The sequence below is a fragment of the Pseudomonas sp. LB3P14 genome (assembly GCF_054898045.1).
The window spans coordinates 1619631-1639347 of sequence record NZ_CM142714.1 but is presented as its reverse complement, the minus strand read 5'-3'; the positions used below and the strand labels follow the sequence as shown (position 1 = coordinate 1639347).

Here is a 19717-nt window from a genome sequence, read left to right as displayed (position 1 = left end):
GACCACTCAAAAGACGGAAAAGCGTGACATCAATCTGGAGACAGACTGAAGTCATCGGGCCAGAAGGTTCAGACGGCCTTGTAACCCTCCTTTAAAGATAGTTTGTACCGATGTATCGAGAGGTAAAATTCGCTTACGGAGGAAGACCTGTGATGTCTTCCTCCGAGAATCAGCGAGATAGGGTGAAGCAATCGTCTGTTTGTAGCCATTCGGTTGCACACTTTCTAAAGCTTTTCGTTTAAGTCTTGTCCTGTCGACCTAGAAAGAATGCTCGGCCCCTGCGAGATCACCTTCAAGCAAATTGACGCGTTGTACTGGATTGCCGAGTTGGGCAGCTTTGAAGCAGCAGCGAACAAGCTGAACATGTCTCAGTCGGCTATTTCCAAGCGTATCCAGGAGTTGGAAGAAACCTTCGATGTGCAGATTTTCGACCGTAGCAAGCGCAACGCACGGCTGACCGAAAAGGGCGGTGAGCTGCTGGATTACGCCAAGGATTTGCTGGAGCGTCGCGATTATTTGCTGGAACGGGTCAGTGCCCGTGAAGTGCTGGTACGAAGATTTCGATTCGGGGTCACTGAGCTCACTGCATTGACTTGGTTGCCTGCATTGGTCGAAGCGCTGCGCCAGGCCTATCCCAAAGTGCAGATCGAACCGTCGGTGGAACTGAGCAGTGAGTTGTTTCGCAAACTGGAAAATGATCAGCTCGATCTGGTCATCGTGCCGGATGTTTACAATGATGCTCGATTCGTAAGTACGCCACTGAAAACCGTTGAGAATGCCTGGATGTGTGCTCCGAGACTGATATCTGAACCGGATCCGGTAAGTCTCGAAGTGTTGGCCGGGTGCACGGTGTTGACCCAAGGTTCACAGTCAGGCACCGGCTTGATCTACGAACGATGGCTGGCCTCGCATAATGTGCAGATGCCCAAGACCATCACCAGTCACAACTTGCTGGTGCAGGTCGGGCTGACCTTGTCTGGTGTGGGAGTGAGTTACCTCCCCAAGGCCTGTCTATCCCACTTGATCGATCATGGCGCGTTGCGTGCGTTAGTTACAAAGCCTGGATTACCACGAATTCGCTATGCCGCACTTTATCGTACCGACCGCCAGTTTGGACTGAATCAGAACGTGGCGCAGTTGGCCCTGCAATGCTGTGATTTCTCTCGATTGTTGCTTTAGACGCTGAGCTAATGAACAGAAATTCGAGCCGCCTGACGTCTTATCAATCGCAGCTAACAGTTCGATGATGATGAAATTAGATGCGTTAAGCAGATGTTTCAGCTGTCCATCATTCCGGGCAATATCCAGGGACAGTCCTATATTGTTGCCAGGATTCAAGAGTCCCTACGCGACACAAAGACTAGGTTGCGACTTGAAAACTGAAGCGGGTAGACAATCTTTTTTTGGAGCAGCGGTGCACGTCTTGATAATGGATCCCCACTTGCGAAGTCGTGGAAACCAAAGGCGGCAATCACAAAACTTTGAAAGAATGGAAAGCAAAATTTGGCTCCGACACAGTCGAGTCATGGCTGACCAAGTGAGTTTGGTTTGAGTACAAAAACAAAGGCCCGCGTGGGTATTTTTTGTATGCCGCGTGGCGCCACACGAATGGCTGGAGTAAAAATTCCAATGCCGGGGGAGGCGAGACTTCAGGACAGATGCAATCTAATGAGTACTTTACATACCTCATTTGTCAGGAAACGGAAGCGATAGAAGCCAGGTACTGAAGGCATTCAGAGACGGTAGGTGCTGGTATCGGGTCGCGTAGACAAGGTAGTAGCTGCGTCCGCTTTCCATCGGTTCAAACAGTGCAACGAGGTCTCCGCTCTTCAGTTCATCCTGCACCAGAATTTCTGGAATCAATCCAATCCCAATCCCTGCTGACACCGCTTGAATGAGGTGAGCAGTGAGCTCAAAGCTTGGGCCGGATCTCATGTTTTTGTGATCAATGTTATGGCTCTCAAACCAGTCAGACCAGGCACTTGGCCTTGATACGACGTTCAACAGTGCATGCTCAGCAATGTTAGCGGGTGACATTGAACGGTACTCGGGCAGTGCTGCAGGGCTGGCAACCACCACCAGTTTTTCCGTGAGCAACTTATGCGAAATGTAGCCTGGCCACTCCCCAGAGCCCGCGCAGATGATTGCGTTCATGCCATGTGTTGAAGATTGAACGTCCTCCCGGATGATCCTTGAGTGTATGTGAATCAATATTCCAGGATGTTTTGCATAGAACTCATGCATCCGTGGCAGAAGCCATTTCGAACCTAGTGTCGGCAATACCGCCAGGTTCAATGGGCCACCGTCATTCTTGTACGAAATGGTCTGCAATGTTGCGCTTCGAATGCGGCCCAAAGCTGCCGTCAATTCGTGTTGATAAAGCGCGCCCGCAGCCGTCAATTCGATTTTTCGGCCTTCGCGCCTGAAGAGTTCGATTTCAAGTTGGGCTTCCAGGGTTTGTACCTGCCGACTGACGGCGCTCTGGGTCAATGCCAATTCTTCTGCTGCCTTGGTGAAGCTGCAATGGCGTGCGGCCGCCTCAAAGGCAACCAACAGCGACATCGAGGGGGTCAGTCTTCTAGGGTTCATTCATAAAGCTCATGCAAAACCAGCAGGAATTACGTTTGTTCCAGACGTGCATAGACGCAAGAATCATGAGAACCATATGCAGCTGCTCGGTGCGTCTTGTACGGAGCATACGTAATGTGAATGCATAGATTAGCTTTTTAGCCTGTAGGAATTACATCATGATTGCCCGGTTATCGCCTCCTAATACCCAGAAAACGACCTATGGCGTTTTTCTTAACGCGCTCCAAGCGGCGGGGTTTCAAGGTGAGATTGCCCGCAACTATGGCGACCGAACGGTGTTGGCGACCGACAACTCTATTTACCAGCGTCTGCCCCAAGCTGCGGTGTTTCCTCTGGATGCGCAAGATGTGGAGATTTTGTCACGGCTGGTTGCTGAACCTGAGCACAGTACGGTGGTGCTCACGCCTCGAGGTGGAGGTACTGGCACCAATGGGCAATCGCTTACCGATGGTGTGGTAGTCGACCTATCCCGACATCTGAACAGCATCCTGGAAATCAACGCTGAGGAGCGCTGGGTCAGAGTTCAGAGCGGTGTGGTTAAGGATCAGCTGAACGCGGCACTCAAACCCTACGGTTTGTTCTTTGCACCAGAACTATCAACGTCAAATCGCGCGACCATTGGTGGAATGGTCAACACGGATGCGAGTGGTCAGGGGAGCTGTACCTATGGCAAGACTCGCGATCACGTTCGCGAGCTTTCGACGGTGTTGCTTGGCGGTAATCGTCTCACTAGCTCAGCTGTCGACGCGGAGCATTTGCCCGCGCTAACAAGACGCAAAGATCGGGTGGGTGAGGTATACAGGTGCGCAGTGGATATAGCCGATAACCACGCTGATTTGATCAAAGACACCTTCCCAAAACTCAATCGCTGCCTGACCGGCTATGACCTGGCACATCTGCGCGAATCGGATGGTCGCTTCAACCTGAACAGCGTTCTTTGCGGCTCTGAAGGGTCTCTTGGATTCATCGTTGAGGCTAAATTAAACGTCCTGCCTATCCCAAAATATTCCATCCTGGTTAACGTGCGTTACGCCGGTTTTATGGATGCCTTGCGAGATGCAAAGGCGTTGATGGAAATGAAACCTCTGTCGATCGAGACCGTGGACTCCAAAGTGCTGATGCTGGCGATGAAAGATATTGTCTGGCACGGCGTCGCAGAATATTTCCCTGAAGACCCTGACACACCGACACTCGGGATCAACCTTATTGAATTCAGCGGAGATGATGAAGAGGTTGTTCAGCAGAAGGTTCACGAGTTCGTTCTTCACTTACAGCGCGATACTTCTGTGGTGCGGCTGGGGCACACGCTGGCGATCGGCGCGGATGCGCTCAAGCGTGTTTATGCGATGCGCAAGCGAGCAGTGGGGTTATTGGGCAACGTCAAAGGAGAGGCCCGGCCACAACCATTTGTCGAAGACACCGCTGTTCCGCCTGAAAACCTTGCTGACTTCATCCAGGAGTTTCGAGCGCTCCTGGATAGCTATGACTTGCAGTACGGTATGTTCGGCCATGTCGACGCCGGTGTACTGCATGTGCGCCCGATCCTCGATATGAAAGATCCTGTCCAGGCAGCCCTGATCCGGCCGATTTCCGATGCCGTTGCTGCGTTGACGCAGAAACATGGAGGTTTGTTATGGGGCGAGCATGGCAAGGGCTTAAGGTCGCAGTATGTGCCAGATTACTTCGGTGATTTGTACCCTGCGCTGCAAGAGCTCAAGGCGGCCTTCGATCCATTCAACCAACTCAATCCAGGCAAGATAGCAACGCCGAAAACTGTGCCTAGCGCTCGACTGACACGCGTTGACGAGGTGGAGTTGCGCGGCGAGTTAGACCGGACGATTGATGAGCGTGTTTGGCAAAGCTTTGACACCGCTGTTCATTGCAATGGCAATGGCGCTTGCTACAACTTCGATCCTGATGACGCAATGTGCCCATCCTGGAAGGCTACGCGCAATCGTATCCACTCTCCAAAAGGCCGAGCATCGCTGATACGTGAATGGCTGAGATTACAGGGGGAGCAGGGTATTGATGTTCTTGCTGCAAGCGATAGGCTTCGCTTGTCTGTTGGATCGCAGGGTGTCGCGCGTCGGGCGGTTAATAGCCTTGCACAAAAAATGGGGCAGACCGATTTTTCCCACGAGGTCTACGAAGCAATGACAGGTTGTCTGGCATGCAAATCATGCGCAGGCCAATGTCCTGTCAAAGTGAATGTGCCTGAGTTCCGATCGCGCTTTCTTGAGCTTTATCACAGCCGGTATTTGCGCCCCCTTAAGGACTACCTGATAGGCTCGTTGGAATACACGGTTCCTTACATCGCCAAGATGCCGCGTCTCTACAATTTCGTGATGAGCGCTCGACCGGTTCGCTGGGTTCTCGAGCGAACCGCCGGGATGGTAGATAGTCCTCTCCTCAGCTTGATGGACTTTACGGCCGTTTGCCGGCGATGGAACGTGGAGGTGGCAACGCCTCAGCGCCTTGATGCCCTTTCTGCTGAACAGCGCGCTCGAAGTGTCATCCTCGTTCAGGACGCCTTTACTCGCTTTTTTGAAACCCCTTTGCTTGCTGACTGGGTAGAGCTGATTTCAAGGCTCGGTTACAAGGTGTACCTGGCGCCGTATGCGCCTAATGGCAAGCCACTTCAGGTGCAGGGCTTTCTCAAGGCATTTGAGAAGGCTGTCAACTTCAATGGCCATTCTTTGCTCAATCTTCAGCAGTACCAAGTTCCGTTGGTGGGTCTCGACCCTGCGATGACCTTGGTCTATCGGCAGGAATACGCCAAGACACTGAAAGACGGCAAGGCTCCGCTCGTGATACTTGCGCAGGAGTGGCTAATCAATGCACTGCCGCAACGTGAAGTATTGAAGGATGGCGAGCCTTACCATTTCCTGCCGCACTGCACGGAAAAAACCAATGAGCCAGGCAGCATCGGACAATGGCAGAAGATCTTTGAGCGTATGGGTCTGACGCTTCAAGTGCAAGCAAGCGGATGCTGCGGGATGTCGGGTACCTACGGACATGAGACGCGAAACGCCAAAACATCGGACACGATCTATGGGCAATCCTGGAAGCAGCTCATTCAGAAGTTTAACCAATCGGGGCGAGTCATTGCCGATGGCTATTCCTGTCGTAGCCAGGTTAAGCGTCAGGAAGGTGCGACGGTGCTCCATCCCCTGCAGGTTCTGTTGGCGAGTGTGAAAGAGGCATCAGTTGAGTCCAGATAGATCAACAACACGGATGCGGTGCGCGAGCAACGCTATGGAGCGCGACGCCCCCGCTATGTGCTCCAACGCTGGATCACCAGTCGATGATCCTGCGCGGCTGCCCAATAGGCGGCCGTTTCGGTGGTGGGTTGCGGCAGTGGCCATGCAGAGAGGGAAGTCGCCATGGCACACTCAGCGAGTACACGGCCGGACTCGCCAAGGAAGGTTTTATCACCATCGCCTTCAACGCCAGTTTCTAGGTGCCAGTGGATTCAAGACTACCCATCCAAGCGACACAACAATGAGATGCTGACATACGTTTCAATACATCAGCATCGACTCCGTTCCGTCAGACACTGCGAAAGGTGCCAAGTAGATCCTTCACGTCGGCCAACGCTGGTGCATGGGCTCCGGCATGACGACACGATAGGGACGCGCAAGCAGCTGAAAAACGCAGGCGCTCCTCCAGGTCGGCGATCCCCAGCAAGTCCGCAGCCAGCCAACCCGCCATGCAAGCGTCGCCCGCCCCTACTGTGTCTACGACGTCCACAGCAATTGCTGGCTGCTCGTATTGGTTGTCCGGCGTGTGAAGAACCATTCCGTGTTCTCCTCGGGTGAATAGAATCTGCGCCTGCGGATTAAGTGCGCGAAGCTCTGTCATTGCCTGGCTTTCGGTGAGCCCTGGATAAATTTGCCGAAGGTCTTCGTCCGAAAGCTTTATCACGTCGGCGAGGGCGGTCATCGTCGGGAAGGTTTGCTCCCGATAATGGTTGTCCATCAAATTGCGCCAGTTCGGATCATAGCTAATCCGTTTACCTTCTCCTTTCGCTCTCTGAGCAAGTTTGACCAGCCTGTCTGCAAGTGGTTGGCGAGCCAAGCTGATGCAGCTGAAGTGGCAGACTTCAACGTGAGCGATCCAGCCTTGCGGCAACAGGTCTGGATCAAAAAGCAAATCGGCATCACCGGCAAAAAAATACCTGGGAGGACGGCTAGAGGGGACGATGGCGACCAAGGGATCTCGGTCTACTCGTTGTATAAATCTCCTATCCAGACCTGCCACCTTTGACTGCCTGGCTATCTCGTCGCCCAGGGAGTCCGTGCTGATTGAGCCTGCGAAGGCGCTACTAACGCCCAAGCGACTCAGCGCTCGTGCAACGTTCCAGGGCGCGCCGCCTGGATAGCCTTTCCAATGTCCGGGAAGGCCTTGGACAAGGTCGGTCAGGGCTTCGCCAAATACGACTGCGCGAGGCAATACCATTGTCATTTCCTCTGTTTTTTCTTTGGGGGATGCCGCTTACTGGCCAGGGTCGACCAAGCATCACTCACTCAATGGGTTTTAGTGAAAGGCAGGGATTAATGCGTACCGTTGCGGTTGAACAAGGTCATCGCCGTGCCGCGACGGTATTCGCTCGGGGTCTGTTCCATTTCGATACGGAAGTGCCGGTTGAAGTTGGAGAGGTTTTCATAGCCCACTTCAAAGCAGATATCAGACACCGACATCTCTGTTTGCAACAGCAGCCTGCAGGCGCGCTGAACCCTGAGTTTGCGCATGAGATCGATGAAGCCGTGGCCGGTAATCCTTTTGAAGAAGCGCGAAAAACCTGGCTCGCTCATCGCCAGGCGCTGAGCGATAACCGACAGGCGAATGTCGCCGGTGAGCTCAGTCAGTAGATAGTCAAAGGCCTTGTTGATTCGCTCGGAACTGCGGGCATCGAGGGTAGGCGCGTAGCAAGCGCTGGCGAGCAAGTGAACGTCATGCGCGGGTGCTTTCATCAGCGCGTTGATCAATTGCAGGAACAGAATCAAACGCTCGAGTCCTCGCGCGGGGCCTATGTCCTCCAGCAGTCGCGCTGCCTGTAGAGCCGTCGCCCCAGTGAACTCCAGGCCGCGACGCGCGTGTTCAAAAAGGTGTTGAAGCTCGCCCAGCTCAGGCATCGTTGCGCGTAAGGCCAAGATGGCTGCGCCATCAAACTGCAGCACCACATCGCGCCCCGCCAGGTATTCACCGGGCGCGAGATCCCCAATCCAGTCATGGGGAAGATCGGGGCCGATGAGCGCTACGTGACCGGCACCGAACGCACCGATGTAATCGCCCGCGACAAGCTTGCCGCTGCCTTGGCGGATCAGATGAATTTCGAATTCAGGGTGATGATTCCAGCGAGCTAGGGAGTAGGGGTAATCGTGTTCGTACCAGCGAAAGCAATGATCGGGCTCAGGAAGAATAACCTCCAGCTCGGCGGGTCGCTGCTCGAACAGGGCTGCTCGGGTATCAGGCATGTCATGCCCCTATTTAATTAATTGTTCTTCGAATGCGACCAACATACGCCTTCGCCGTCGGCAGCTGCTAGCTCAAATATTGCCTGAGACTGATACTTTTTTGATCCTTGGCTGCTATGCCGCGGTCGGTTAAAAAAGTACTAGATAAGCATCCGCTATGCGTTTGTCCGGGCCTTTTTAAGCTGCTGTAATCGAGTCGTCCACCATTGCCGGCCAGACGTATTTGATCAGCGGTGGTTAACAACAAAAATAATAGCTCCCGTCGTCCAAGGCGCGGAGCGGAGAGCACTACGATGAAAATCCCGAAAGCGCTTTTCCTTTCCGCTGGCCTATCCTTCGCCCTTGTCAGTCAAGCCGCTGAAACAGTGACCATTGCCACCGTCAACAATGGCGACATGATCCGCATGCAGCGACTCTCCAAAATTTTTGAACAGCAGCATCCTGATGTGAAGCTCAATTGGGTGGTGCTGGAAGAAAACGTCCTGCGTCAGCGCCTGACGACCGATATCGCCACACAAGGCGGCCAATTCGACGTGCTGACGATTGGTACTTATGAAACGCCGCTTTGGGGCGCCAAGCGTTGGCTCGAGCCCATCACCGGGCTGCCACCCGAGTACGACCTGGAAGACATCTTCCCTTCGGTACGCCAAGGCCTGTCGGTCAACAACACGCTCTACGCGTTGCCTTTCTATGGCGAAAGCACGATCACCTATTACCGCACCGATTTGTTCAAACAAGCAGGCCTGAGCATGCCCGAGCATCCGACCTGGACGCAGCTTGGCGAATTTGCGTCCAGGCTCCACCAGCCTGACAAAGGACAGTACGGCATGTGCCTGCGTGGCAAGGCCGGTTGGGGTGAGAACATCGCGCTGATGAGCACCATGGCCAACGCCTTTGGTGCCCGTTGGTTCGATGAAAAGTGGCAGCCTGAGCTGTCCAGCCCAGAGTGGGCCGCAGCGGCGCACTTTTACGTTGATACCCTCAAGAAGTTCGGGCCGCCAGGGGTGTCGAGCAATGGGTTCAACGAAACCCTCGCGCTGTTCAACAGTGGCAAATGCGCGATCTGGGTGGATGCCAGCGTCGCGGGCTCGTTCACCACCGATAAAGAGCAGAGCAAGGTCGTCGACAGTGTGGGCTTTGCGCCTGCACCTACCGAGGTGACCGACAAAGGTTCGTCATGGCTGTATGCGTGGTCGCTGGCGATACCCGCAACCTCCAAGCACAAAGACACCGCCAAGGCCTTTATCACGTGGGCAACGTCGAAAGAATACATCCAGCTTGTCGCTGAAACAGATGGCATCACCCATGTGCCGCCAGGCACTCGACAGTCCACCTACAACGAGGCCTATTTGAAGGCCGCGCCTTTCGCGCAAGTGACCTTGCAGATGATGCAGCACGCCGATCCTGCACACCCTTCTATCAAGCCTGTTCCTTACGTTGGCATCCAATACGTCACCATTCCCGAGTTCCAGGCGATCGGCACTTCCGTTGGAAAGCTGTTTTCGGCGGCTCTGACTGGACAGATGTCGGTTGATCAAGCACTCGCCGCCGCACAGACCTCCACCGAACGTGAGATGAAGCGCGCCGGTTACCCGAAGTAATCGAACGGCTTAATGGCTCGGGGCTTCGGCCTCGGGCACACCTGCACCCAATCGGTTCTGATCGTTATGAATATTTCAACTGCCAAAGCTCAAATGGAAATCCTCCAACCGCTGCGTAAAAGCCGGTTGGCCAACCCCGGCTGGTTTCTGGTCAGCCCCTCGGTGGCGTTGTTGCTGCTGTGGATGATCGTGCCGCTGGGCATGACCCTGTACTTTTCACTGATCCGCTACAACCTGCTCTACCCCGGTGAAAACCAGTTCGTGGGGTTGGAGAACTTCACTTACTTCCTCAGCGACTCGGGGTTCCTGCCCGGCGCCACCAACACCTTGTTGCTGGTCGGCAGCGTGCTGTTGATCAGCGTGGTGTTCGGCGTCTTGATCAGTGCGCTGCTGGAGGCCAGTGAGTTTCTCGGTCGCGGCATCGTGCGGGTGATGCTGATCTCGCCCTTTTTCATCATGCCCACCGTCGGGGCGCTGATCTGGAAGAACCTGATTTTCCATCCGGTGTCGGGGATCCTCGCCTACGTCTGGAAGCTGTTCGGCGCGCAGCCGGTGGACTGGCTGGCGCATTACCCGCTGCTGTCGATCATCATCATTGTGTCCTGGCAATGGTTGCCGTTCGCGATCCTGATCCTGATGACCGCCATGCAGTCCCTCGATCAGGAACAGAAGGAAGCCGCGCGCCTCGATGGTGCCGGGCCGATCGCGATTTTCTGGCACCTGACCTTGCCGCACCTGGCACGGCCGATTGCCGTAGTGGTGATGATCGAAACCATCTTCCTGCTCTCGGTGTTCGCCGAAATCTTCACCACCACCAACGGCGGCCCCGGCTACGCCTCGACCAACCTCGCCTACCTGATCTACAACCAGGCGCTGGTGCAGTTCGACGTCGGCATGGCGTCCGCCGGTGGCTTGATCGCGGTGGTGATCGCCAACATCGCGGCCATCGTGCTGGTGCGGATGATCGGCAAAAACCTGACAGACAAAGCCTGAGGCCTGCGCCATGACCCTTCAACAATCCCGCCGTCTGCAAAGCCTGCTGCTCGGCACCCTGGCCTGGGCCATCGCGATCCTGATCTTCTTCCCGATCTTCTGGATGGTGCTGACCAGTTTCAAAACCGAAATCGATGCGTTCGCCACGCCGCCGCAGTTCATCTTCACCCCCACGCTGGAGAACTACCTGCACATCAACGAGCGCAGCGATTACTTCAGCTTCGCCTGGAACTCGGTGGTGATTTCCTTCAGCGCTACGGCTCTGTGCCTACTGATCGCGGTGCCGGCGGCCTACTCGATGGCGTTCTACGAAACCCAACGCACCAAAGGCACGCTGCTGTGGATGCTCTCCACCAAGATGCTGCCGCCGGTGGGCGTGCTGATGCCGATCTACCTGCTGGCCAAGAGTTTCGGCCTGCTCGACACGCGCATCGCCTTGATCGTGATCTACACGCTGATCAACCTGCCGATCGTGGTCTGGATGATTTACACCTACTTCAAAGACATCCCCAAGGACATCCTTGAAGCCGCGCGTCTCGACGGCGCCACCCTGTGGCAGGAAATGGTTCGGGTGCTACTGCCGATCGCCAAGGGCGGCCTGGCTTCGACCGTGTTGCTGTCGCTGATCCTGTGTTGGAACGAGGCCTTCTGGTCGCTCAACCTGACCTCGTCGAAAGCCGCGCCGCTGACCGCATTGATCGCTTCGTACTCGAGCCCCGAAGGACTGTTCTGGGCCAAGTTGTCGGCGGTGTCCACGCTGGCCTGCGCGCCGATCCTGATCTTCGGCTGGATCAGCCAAAAGCAACTGGTGCGCGGTTTGTCATTCGGCGCCGTCAAATAACCATTGGATTTTGCGAGCGCGGATAGAAGGTTCGTGCGGACTGAAACTAACAAAGCGGGTATTCATTCCATGGCCACTCTGAAAATAAAAAACCTGAAAAAAGGCTTCGAAGGTCTGTCCATTATCAAGGGCATTGACCTAGAAGTTCGCGACAAAGAGTTCGTGGTCTTCGTCGGCCCATCGGGTTGCGGCAAATCCACCCTGCTGCGGCTAATCGCCGGCTTGGAGGAGGTTACCAGCGGCACCATCGAACTCGATGGCCGTGATATCACCGAAGTCAGCCCCGCCAAACGCGACCTGGCGATGGTGTTCCAGACCTACGCCTTGTACCCGCACATGACGGTGCGCAAAAACATGTCCTTTGCTCTGGATCTTGTGGGTGAGAACAAGCAGCAGGTCGAGCGTAAGGTCACTGAGGCCGCACGGATCCTTGAGCTGGAACGACTGTTGGAGCGTAAGCCGAAGCAGCTGTCCGGGGGCCAGCGCCAACGAGTAGCCATCGGTCGCGCCATCGTGCGTAACCCGAAAATCTTCTTGTTCGATGAACCGCTGTCCAACCTCGACGCCGCTCTGCGTGTACAGATGCGCCTGGAACTATCGCGACTGCACAAAGAACTGCAAGCCACCATGATCTATGTGACCCACGACCAGGTGGAAGCCATGACGCTCGCCACCAAGGTAGTGGTGCTCAACGGCGGTCGAATAGAGCAGATAGGCTCGCCGCTCGAGCTTTATCACCAACCTGCAAATCTATTCGTAGCAGGATTTTTGGGCACTCCAAAAATGGGGTTTCTCAAGGCCACGGTGGTTTCCAACAGTTATCAGGGCATAGAAGTCGAACTGGCATCCGGTCGGCGTCTGCTCATACCTCGTGACGGAAGCACTTTGGCTGTGGGCAGTGAGGTCACTGTAGGCATACGTCCAGAACACTTGCGTCTGGATGATCAAGGGCAACTGCCCATCATCACTGATGTCACCGAACGTCTGGGTAGCGACACCTTCTGCCACGTCGTGGCCAAGTCGGGTGAAGCCCTCACCGTACGGGTGAATGGTGACTGCCAAGTGGCTTATGGAGAGCAGCGGTGGGTTGCGCTGGACGTTCTGCATTGCCATGTGTTCGACGAGAACGGAAAGGCTGTCGCCCCGTTGGCACGTCTCGCCGCCTGACCCTTACGCCACTCCAACGCACCTGTCGGGTGTACTCGATATTTAAGACAATGGATGAACAATTAATGAAACGACTAGAAGGTAAAAGCGCGCTCGTCACCGGATCGGCCCGAGGCATCGGACGTTCTTTTGCTCAGGCTTACATTCGTGAGGGAGCGACCGTAGCTATTGCGGACATCAACCTGGAGCGTGCTCAGGCCACTGCTGCCGAGTTAGGGCCTGACGCTTACGCTGTCGAGATGGACGTTACTAACCAGGCGTCTATCGATGATGCCATTGCCGCCGTCATAACGAAGACAGGTAAGTTGGACATCTTGATCAACAACGCGGCATTGTTTGATCTCGCACCCATTGTCGACATCACCCGTGCGAGTTACGAGCGCCTGTTTTCCATCAACGTCGCAGGAACGCTATTCACCCTGCAGGCTGCGGCCCGACAGATGATCAGTCAGGCGCATGGCGGCAAGATCATCAACATGGCGAGCCAGGCGGGACGAAGAGGGGAGGCGCTCGTTGGTGTGTATTGCGCAACTAAAGCGGCCGTTATCAGCCTTACGCAATCAGCCGGTCTCGATCTGATCAAGTATGGGATCAATGTGAATGCCATCGCCCCAGGCGTGGTAGACGGCGAGCATTGGGATGGCGTCGACGCGATGTTCGCCCAATATGAGAACCGGCCATTAGGCGAAAAGAAAAAGCTGGTTGGTCAGGAGGTGCCTTTTGGGCGGATGGGCACAGCAGAGGATCTCACGGGAATGGCCATTTTCCTGGCGTCTTCCGAGAGCGAGTATGTGGTGGCTCAGACTTATAATGTCGACGGTGGTAACTGGATGAGCTGAAAACCATGATTGGTGCATAGAAAGGTGCTCAGCCGAGGACTATAGGATGTCTCTCCGAGCACCTTTCTATCACAGCAGTGTTTCACACTCGCCAGCTAACCCAAGATCGCGAGATGCTGTTATCCGACCTCGGCCAAATATCGGAGCATTGTCTATCCAGAGAGTCGGACTGAAGATCCGATCGTCAAAAATGCCTGAACATCGCCGCTGCAACTATGCCGGCAGCAATGGCTGGCAAAGGCTTTTTTAACAACAGCATCGTGATTGCCGTGGTCAATAAAGCCAAGCGTGCGCCGTTATCGCCTTCAAGCGCTTGCGGTGCAAGAAGGGCTACCAGCACCGATCCGGACATGGCATTGATGAATTGCTGTGCCCTGAAGTTGATCGGTACAAACGACATTATGAATACGCCACCCCAGCGGGTCGCCAGTGTCACCACGGCCATGATCGAAACTATGATCAACGTGCCAAAGCCAGCTGTTTCAACGTTCATGATTTTTCTCCGTCCACATGGCTCCCAGTATTCCTCCCGCTAGCGCCCCTACAACGACATGGCTGTTCTCGGGAAGATACGCATAGGCCATGAGCGATGAGCAAGCGGCCACTATCCAGATGAATAGCATGCGCAAGTTCTTTTCGCCGCCCACTACCATTGCTAATAGGAAGCAGCCCATCACCGTGTCCAGTCCCCAGCTCGCCGGGTCATGGATTGCGTCGCCGAAATAAAGACCGAGCCAACTGCCAAATATCCAAGATAGCCAGAGCGCAATCCCGCCTCCGAATAGCAATCCTAAGCCTGGTTTACCTCGGCTTAGGGCCTGCATGGACATTGCCCAGTTGGAGTCCGAAACAACAAGCATCACGCCGTACCGTTTGGCGGGTGGCAGCTCCCGCAGCCATGGATACAACGTAGCTCCCATCAGGAGATGCCGAGCATTGATGGCGAACACAGTAAGGATCAATGGAACAACAGGTATTTGCGCTCCCCACAAATCGAGGGTGGCGAACTGTGCAGCGCCGGCAAAAACCAAAGCGCTCATCGTAATAATCGACGATTTGTCTAATCCTGATTGCGCAGCTGCGAGTCCGAAAGCTGCCCCGAATATCAAGACAAATACAGAAATCGGCAGAAGTTGCCGAAAGCCGCGATAAACATCATCAAAGCTCAGATCCCGCACATCCGAATCTATGGTTGCCACAGCATGGGCTCCTTTAACGTGTCGATTGGAGTAATGGGTGACCCATTTAGGTCACGCATCATTCATCTGCTTTGCTATCGAATAGTCAGCATGTGAGCGCGAGTATCCACCTGTCTTTATTTGGCGAAAAGCGCATAATTCGCCTATCTACTATTCGATAAGCTAATGCGGAGGCGAGGATGGTTTACCAGGATCTCCAGATCGATTGGTTGAAGTGCTTTGTCGCGGTGGTGGACGCGGGCTCGTTGACGAATGCTGCCCCGCAGGTGCATCGATCCCAATCAGCAGTGAGTATGCAACTCAAAAAACTGGAAGCCGCCCTTGGGCGCCAGTTGCTGGTACGAGATTCACGGCAGCATCAGCTCACACCTGATGGGCAAACACTCTTGGGTTATGCCCGCCGGATGCTCGACCTGCACGCCGAGACCCAGGCTGCTTTTCATGGGGAAAAGCTAACAGGCCGCGTACGACTAGGGGTTCCGGACGATTACGCTGAAAGGTATCTGACCCCAGTGCTTAAACGCTTTGCAGTGCAATTTGGCGCAGTGGAGATTGAGCTGAGCTGCGAACAATCAACTTCTCTGATCTCGCGTGTTGAGCGTGGCGATTTAGATCTCGCCCTAGTCTCAAGAGACCATCCGCGACGCGGCACCTTGCTGTTTCACGAGCCGATGGTATGGGTAGGCTCACCTCAATTTGAAATATGGAGACGTGATCCGCTGCCCATTGCTACTTATGAAAACACAAGCCTTGCCAGGCGTAGCGCAATTAACTCGTTGGGCTTGCAAGGGCGGCGATACCGGGTGGTCTACAACAGCTCGAGCCTAGCCGGACAGATTGCCGCTGTTGAAAGTGGTCTTGCCGTAGCAGTCCTGACCCAATGCAGCGCACCGAAACATTTATCGATATTAGGCAGCGAGCATGGGCTTGGGCCTCTTGAGCCGATGGAGGTTTCTGTCTATCGCAGCCGGGCGTCCCACGGAGCCAAAGCTGTTGATAGTCTGCACAGTTTGTTGATCAAGACACTCAGGCAGTCAGGGACGTCTTAAACCAGATATTGCTGTGATTTTTTGATGTTTCTTAGAAAAAAGGCGCTTGGAAAGCTGTAACCAGGCGCCACAGGGCAGAAGTTGGAAGCCGCTTACTTTTTGCTTGATTGCTCTCTAATCTGAGTCAGGCTCATACGCGGGGTAAGCGCTTCTGGATCGACTCTGACCTCAATCAAGGATGGACAGGACATTTCAAGACAGCGTTCGAACGCTGGCGCAAAGTCGGACGTGGCTGTTACCACCTCGCCATGCAGCCCATAGGCTTGAGCTAGTGCAGCGAAATCCGGGTTGAGCAATTCAGTGCCCGAAACGCGTCCTGGGTAATTGCGCTCCTGGTGCATTCTGATTGTTCCGTACATCCCGTTGTTGATCACAACGAAAATCACGTTGGCCCCATGCTGCGCTGCAGTCGCTATCTCCTGACCATTCATCAAGAAGCAGCCATCCCCTGAAAACGAAACCACCACTCTGTTCGGGTACGTCAGTTTGGCAGCTACCGCTGCAGGAACACCGTATCCCATGGAGCCATTGGTAGGGCCTAGCTGGGTGCGGTACTGCCGGAACTGGAAGAAACGTTGAAGCCAAACGGCATAGTTTCCAGCGCCATTCGTAAGGATCGCGTCGTCCGGAAGACTGCGATTCAACCACTCAATGATTTCGGCCATTTGGACATCGCCAGGGGAGGGCGAGTGTTCCAGATTTTCGCGGTAGTTTTTGTTGAGGGTGCGCGTCCATTCACTCTTTACTTGGCTGGTCACCGTCGGAAGTTTTGCTGCTGATTTGGCAAAGGTCGACATGCTGCTGTTTATCGCCAATGCAGGTTGGTAAACCCGTCCCAGTTCCTCGATGCCTTGGTGAATATGGATCAAGGTTTGCTTGGGTACCGGGATGTCCAAGGCGACATACCCGCCTGTTGAAACCTCACCCATTCGGGAGCCCACTACCAACAGCAGGTCGGCGTTTTTTACCGCTGAGGACAGTTGGGCTGACGCGGCGAACCCAAGATCACCCACGTAATTTGGGTGTCGGTTGTCGAACAGATCTTGGCAGCGAAAGGAAGCCGCAACAGGGATGTTTTGCTGTTCAGCAAAGAGCCGAATGTCGTGCACTGATTCGGCATCCCAACCGCTGCCACCCAGCACCATCACTGGACGCTCTGATTGCTCAAGCAGTTGTTGCATGGCGACCATCTGCTCGGTCGCCGGGGTCATAAAGACACGTTTGAAAGCGCCGGCATCACTGACCTCCGCCATTTCGGTCAGCATGTCTTCTGGGAGTGCGACCACGACAGGCCCTGGCCTGCCATTGACCGCTCGGTGAAACGCCTGGCTGATCAGTTCGGGAATTCTGCTGGTGTCGTCGATTTGTACGACCCATTTCGCCAAGGGGCCAAACATCTGGCGAAAATCAATTTCCTGAAAGGCTTCGCGATACTGTTGATCGCGAGCCACCTGGCCGATGAACAGAATCATCGGCGATGAGTCTTGGAACGCGGTGTGAACGCCAACGGAGGCGTTTGTTGCCCCCGGGCCTCGGGTAACAAAGCAGATGCCAGGCTCTCCCGTTAGCTTGCCATAGGCTTCCGCCATGTAGGCTGCACCACCTTCTTGACGGCATACGACCAGGTCGATTTCTTCGCGAGCGTCATGCAATGCATCGAGTACCGCGAGATAGCTTTCTCCCGGAACACAAAAAGCTCTTTTAACACCATGGATGCGTAGGGCGTCCACCAAGATTTGACCTCCGCTACGACGAGAAATGGTTTTATTCATTGTTATCTCCTGGGTCGAGTAGTGCAGTGGATAGGTGAGCTGTTTACTTTCTGGTCTGGTGTCTGATGCCCCCACCTATACGGCATGTTGCACAGCTGAAGACGTCCGGTTGATGGAGCCGAGGTCGATCAGCTGCTTCGTTACTGTTATGAGATTTTCCGAAAAGTAGCAGCTCCTTTGTACCATCGTCCAGTCCAGCTTGATACAACGCTATTAATCCGATGACTGCATCAGTACTGCGTTCGTACGAGTCCGTAATGTCTCGTATTTACTACCTGGTTAGCGGTGGTACTCGCTTGCTCCACTACGTGCCTCTGATGCTCAGAGCATCCAGTTCGGATGCGGAATAGCAAAAAAACATAAAATAAACTATGCAGAAAACCGTGCCTATTGACGGGATGCTTTCAAGACAAACGTTGCGAGGCCGCCGCACACTACTGTCTCGATCAACCTCAACAAGGGGACAGTCAATGGGCCAGAAATCTGAGTCCGTGGTCATCGTTGGCGGAGCCATTATCGGTAGCTTCGTCGCCTATTTTCTTCGCCGGGAAGGTTTTGAAGGCTCGATTAAAGTCGTGGAGAAGGACAGCACCTACCAGTTCTCATCTACCGCGTTATCAGCCGCCTCCGTCCGCACCCAGTTTGGCTGCCCCTTCAACATTGGCATGAGCTTGTTCAGCGTTGATGTCTTTAAGAACGTGAAGAAGTATTTTGGGCAAGAGGCCGATATTGGATTTGATGAGCGCGGTTACCTCATGCTCGGTTCTCATGATGCGGTAGCTATGCAGCGCGACAATGCACTAATGCAGCGTGAGCAAGGCGCCAGCATCGACATACTGACACCCGGTGAAGCGGTAGCTCGTTATCCTTGGCTTAACGTTGATGATATCGGTATCGCAACTTACGGTAGCGCCAACGAAGGCTGGTTCGACGCTTGGGCGCTGCTGCAGCTTGTTCGAGGTGAAGCGAAGCAACTGGGCGCCGAATATGTCCAGGGCGAGGTCACAAGCATCAACAAGTCGGGGGATCAGGTGACTGGTGTTCGTCTTGCTGACGGCACCGTTCTTCCTTGCGACTGGTGCGTGAACGCAGCCGGCCCTGCGGGTGGCAAAGTTGCCAGTTGGCTGGACATCAAACTCCCTGTTGAGCCACGCAAACGTACCGTATTCCATTTCAAGGCGCCGTTGCCGAGCGACGGCTTCCCGATGGTGTTCGACAATTCTGGATTATGGATCCGACCAGAAGGTGATGGTTTCATTGCTGGAATTGCGCCCGAAGAGGCAAGAGATCCCCATCCAGAGGATGACTTTGAGCCGGCTCACTACCTCCTTGAAGAGGTGCTGTGGGAGAAATTGGCTCACCGTATCCCTGCTATGGAACAAATCAGGTTGCAGCGCGCCTGGGCTGGTCACTACGAGATGAATCTGCTCGATCACAATGGGATCGTAGGGGCTCATGATCAGATTAAAAACTTTTTGATTGCGACCGGTTTCTCAGGACACGGTGTGATGCATTCTCCAGCGACTGGTCGTGGGATTGCCGAGCTCATCGTCCACGGTCGCTTTACTAGCCTTGATTTGTCCCCTTTAGGTTACGAAAGGATTCGCGATAACAAGCCAATCGTCGAATCAGTCGTCTACTGAAGACTGATCCTAAGCCAATTATGGACTTTACATAGGTGTTTAGAAGTCGAGAGGTAGTATCGTGAGTAATGTAGAGCAGCGGATCGTTGAATTGGGATTGCGACTTCCAGAATTGCCACCTTTCGGTGGCAACTATAAGCAATATTACCAAGTTGGAAATCTCCTATTTTTATCCGGGCAAGGGCCTCGAAATGAGCAAGGCGTTCTCTGTAAAGGGAAACTTGGGGCAGGTTATGAAACAGAGCGAGGAGCTCAAGATGCTCAGGCAATCGCCCTGCAACTCCTCGCTACCGCAAAACTAGCAATTGGCGACTTGGACAGAATTGTTGGAGTCGTGAAAGTCTTAGGCTTGGTGAACAGTGCTCCTGACTATGTTGATCAGCCGAAGGTCATTGATGGATGTAGCAAGCTTTTTACGGCCGTTTTGGGCGATGCGGGTAATCATTCGCGTTCTGCGGTTGGCGCAGTCTCGCTGCCAGGCGGTATTTCAGTGGAGATCGAAGCGATATTTGAAATCTCTGAATAAAAGACTGGTTTTGATCATAGT

General features: G+C 54.3%; 16 protein-coding genes and 1 pseudogene. 11 read left to right on the top strand and 6 right to left on the bottom strand.

The window, feature by feature from the left end; translation table 11 throughout:
- Positions 1-267 precede the first annotated feature (267 nt).
- Together ACYZT5_RS07625 and ACYZT5_RS07620 are read left to right on the top strand one after the other, a co-directional pair.
- Positions 268-1179 carry a LysR family transcriptional regulator gene (locus ACYZT5_RS07625; protein ID WP_462050542.1) on the top strand — a complete coding sequence of 304 codons (912 nt, stop codon included), beginning with the start codon at positions 268-270 and terminating at the stop codon, positions 1177-1179.
- Between the two features lie 260 nt (positions 1180-1439).
- Positions 1440-1541 (top strand): annotated as a pseudogene (locus tag ACYZT5_RS07620) (transcriptional regulator); the annotation flags it as partial.
- A 145-nt stretch (positions 1542-1686) separates the two neighbouring features.
- Here ACYZT5_RS07620 and ACYZT5_RS07615 read toward each other — a convergent pair.
- Entirely contained in the window at positions 1687-2589 is a 903-nt protein-coding gene (locus ACYZT5_RS07615; protein WP_462050541.1) for a LysR substrate-binding domain-containing protein, read from the bottom strand.
- A 158-nt stretch (positions 2590-2747) separates the two neighbouring features.
- Here ACYZT5_RS07615 and ydiJ point away from each other — a divergent pair, with 158 nt between their 5' ends.
- Positions 2748-5810: a D-2-hydroxyglutarate dehydrogenase YdiJ gene (gene ydiJ, locus ACYZT5_RS07610; protein ID WP_462050540.1), complete on the top strand. Its 3063-nt coding sequence runs from the start codon at positions 2748-2750 to the stop codon at positions 5808-5810.
- A gap of 328 nt (positions 5811-6138) precedes the next feature.
- Here ydiJ and ACYZT5_RS07605 read toward each other — a convergent pair whose 3' ends face one another.
- A complete protein-coding gene (locus tag ACYZT5_RS07605; RefSeq protein ID WP_462050539.1) occupies positions 6139-7047 on the bottom strand; it encodes a carbohydrate kinase family protein in 909 nt (302 codons plus the stop codon).
- 95 nt (positions 7048-7142) lie between these two features.
- Positions 7143-8066 (bottom strand): AraC family transcriptional regulator, encoded by a 924-nt coding sequence (locus ACYZT5_RS07600; protein WP_462050538.1) that lies wholly within the window; start codon positions 8064-8066, stop codon positions 7143-7145.
- A 293-nt stretch (positions 8067-8359) separates the two neighbouring features.
- Here ACYZT5_RS07600 and ACYZT5_RS07595 point away from each other — a divergent pair, with 293 nt between their 5' ends.
- The 5 genes from ACYZT5_RS07595 to ACYZT5_RS07575 all read left to right on the top strand — a co-directional run bounded on the left by ACYZT5_RS07595 (position 8360) and on the right by ACYZT5_RS07575 (position 13507).
- Positions 8360-9667: an ABC transporter substrate-binding protein gene (locus tag ACYZT5_RS07595; protein WP_462050537.1), complete on the top strand. Its 1308-nt coding sequence runs from the start codon at positions 8360-8362 to the stop codon at positions 9665-9667.
- A gap of 66 nt (positions 9668-9733) precedes the next feature.
- Positions 9734-10660, top strand: coding sequence for a carbohydrate ABC transporter permease (locus ACYZT5_RS07590; RefSeq protein WP_462050536.1), 927 nt, complete (start codon positions 9734-9736; stop codon positions 10658-10660).
- A gap of 10 nt (positions 10661-10670) precedes the next feature.
- Entirely contained in the window at positions 10671-11501 is an 831-nt protein-coding gene (locus ACYZT5_RS07585) for a carbohydrate ABC transporter permease (protein ID WP_007936731.1), read from the top strand.
- 69 nt (positions 11502-11570) lie between these two features.
- The gene (locus ACYZT5_RS07580; RefSeq protein ID WP_462050535.1) at positions 11571-12668 is read left to right on the top strand and encodes an ABC transporter ATP-binding protein; all 1098 of its coding nucleotides are present in this window, start codon (positions 11571-11573) and stop codon (positions 12666-12668) included.
- A 65-nt stretch (positions 12669-12733) separates the two neighbouring features.
- Positions 12734-13507 (top strand): L-iditol 2-dehydrogenase, encoded by a 774-nt coding sequence (locus tag ACYZT5_RS07575; protein ID WP_462050534.1) that lies wholly within the window; start codon positions 12734-12736, stop codon positions 13505-13507.
- Between the two features lie 184 nt (positions 13508-13691).
- Here the strand turns inward: ACYZT5_RS07575 and ACYZT5_RS07570 are convergent, their stop codons facing one another.
- Both ACYZT5_RS07570 and ACYZT5_RS07565 read right to left on the bottom strand, forming a co-directional pair.
- Positions 13692-14000 carry an AzlD family protein gene (locus ACYZT5_RS07570; protein WP_462050533.1) on the bottom strand — a complete coding sequence of 103 codons (309 nt, stop codon included), beginning with the start codon at positions 13998-14000 and terminating at the stop codon, positions 13692-13694.
- Positions 13990-14706 carry an AzlC family ABC transporter permease gene (locus tag ACYZT5_RS07565; RefSeq protein WP_462050532.1) on the bottom strand — a complete coding sequence of 239 codons (717 nt, stop codon included), beginning with the start codon at positions 14704-14706 and terminating at the stop codon, positions 13990-13992. The genes ACYZT5_RS07570 and ACYZT5_RS07565 overlap by 11 nt, the downstream gene beginning before the upstream one ends.
- A 179-nt stretch (positions 14707-14885) precedes the next feature.
- Between ACYZT5_RS07565 and ACYZT5_RS07560 the strand changes: the two genes are divergently transcribed.
- Positions 14886-15755 (top strand): LysR family transcriptional regulator, encoded by an 870-nt coding sequence (locus tag ACYZT5_RS07560; protein ID WP_462050531.1) that lies wholly within the window; start codon positions 14886-14888, stop codon positions 15753-15755.
- A gap of 92 nt (positions 15756-15847) precedes the next feature.
- Here ACYZT5_RS07560 and ACYZT5_RS07555 read toward each other — a convergent pair whose 3' ends face one another.
- Positions 15848-17527, bottom strand: coding sequence for a thiamine pyrophosphate-binding protein (locus ACYZT5_RS07555; protein WP_462050530.1), 1680 nt, complete (start codon positions 17525-17527; stop codon positions 15848-15850).
- Between the two features lie 470 nt (positions 17528-17997).
- On the opposite strand from ACYZT5_RS07555, the gene ACYZT5_RS07550 reads away from it, so the two are divergent.
- The gene (locus ACYZT5_RS07550; RefSeq protein ID WP_462050529.1) at positions 17998-19170 is read left to right on the top strand and encodes an NAD(P)/FAD-dependent oxidoreductase; all 1173 of its coding nucleotides are present in this window, start codon (positions 17998-18000) and stop codon (positions 19168-19170) included.
- Between the two features lie 61 nt (positions 19171-19231).
- Positions 19232-19696 carry a RidA family protein gene (locus ACYZT5_RS07545; RefSeq protein ID WP_462050528.1) on the top strand — a complete coding sequence of 155 codons (465 nt, stop codon included), beginning with the start codon at positions 19232-19234 and terminating at the stop codon, positions 19694-19696.
- Positions 19697-19717 lie beyond the last annotated feature (21 nt).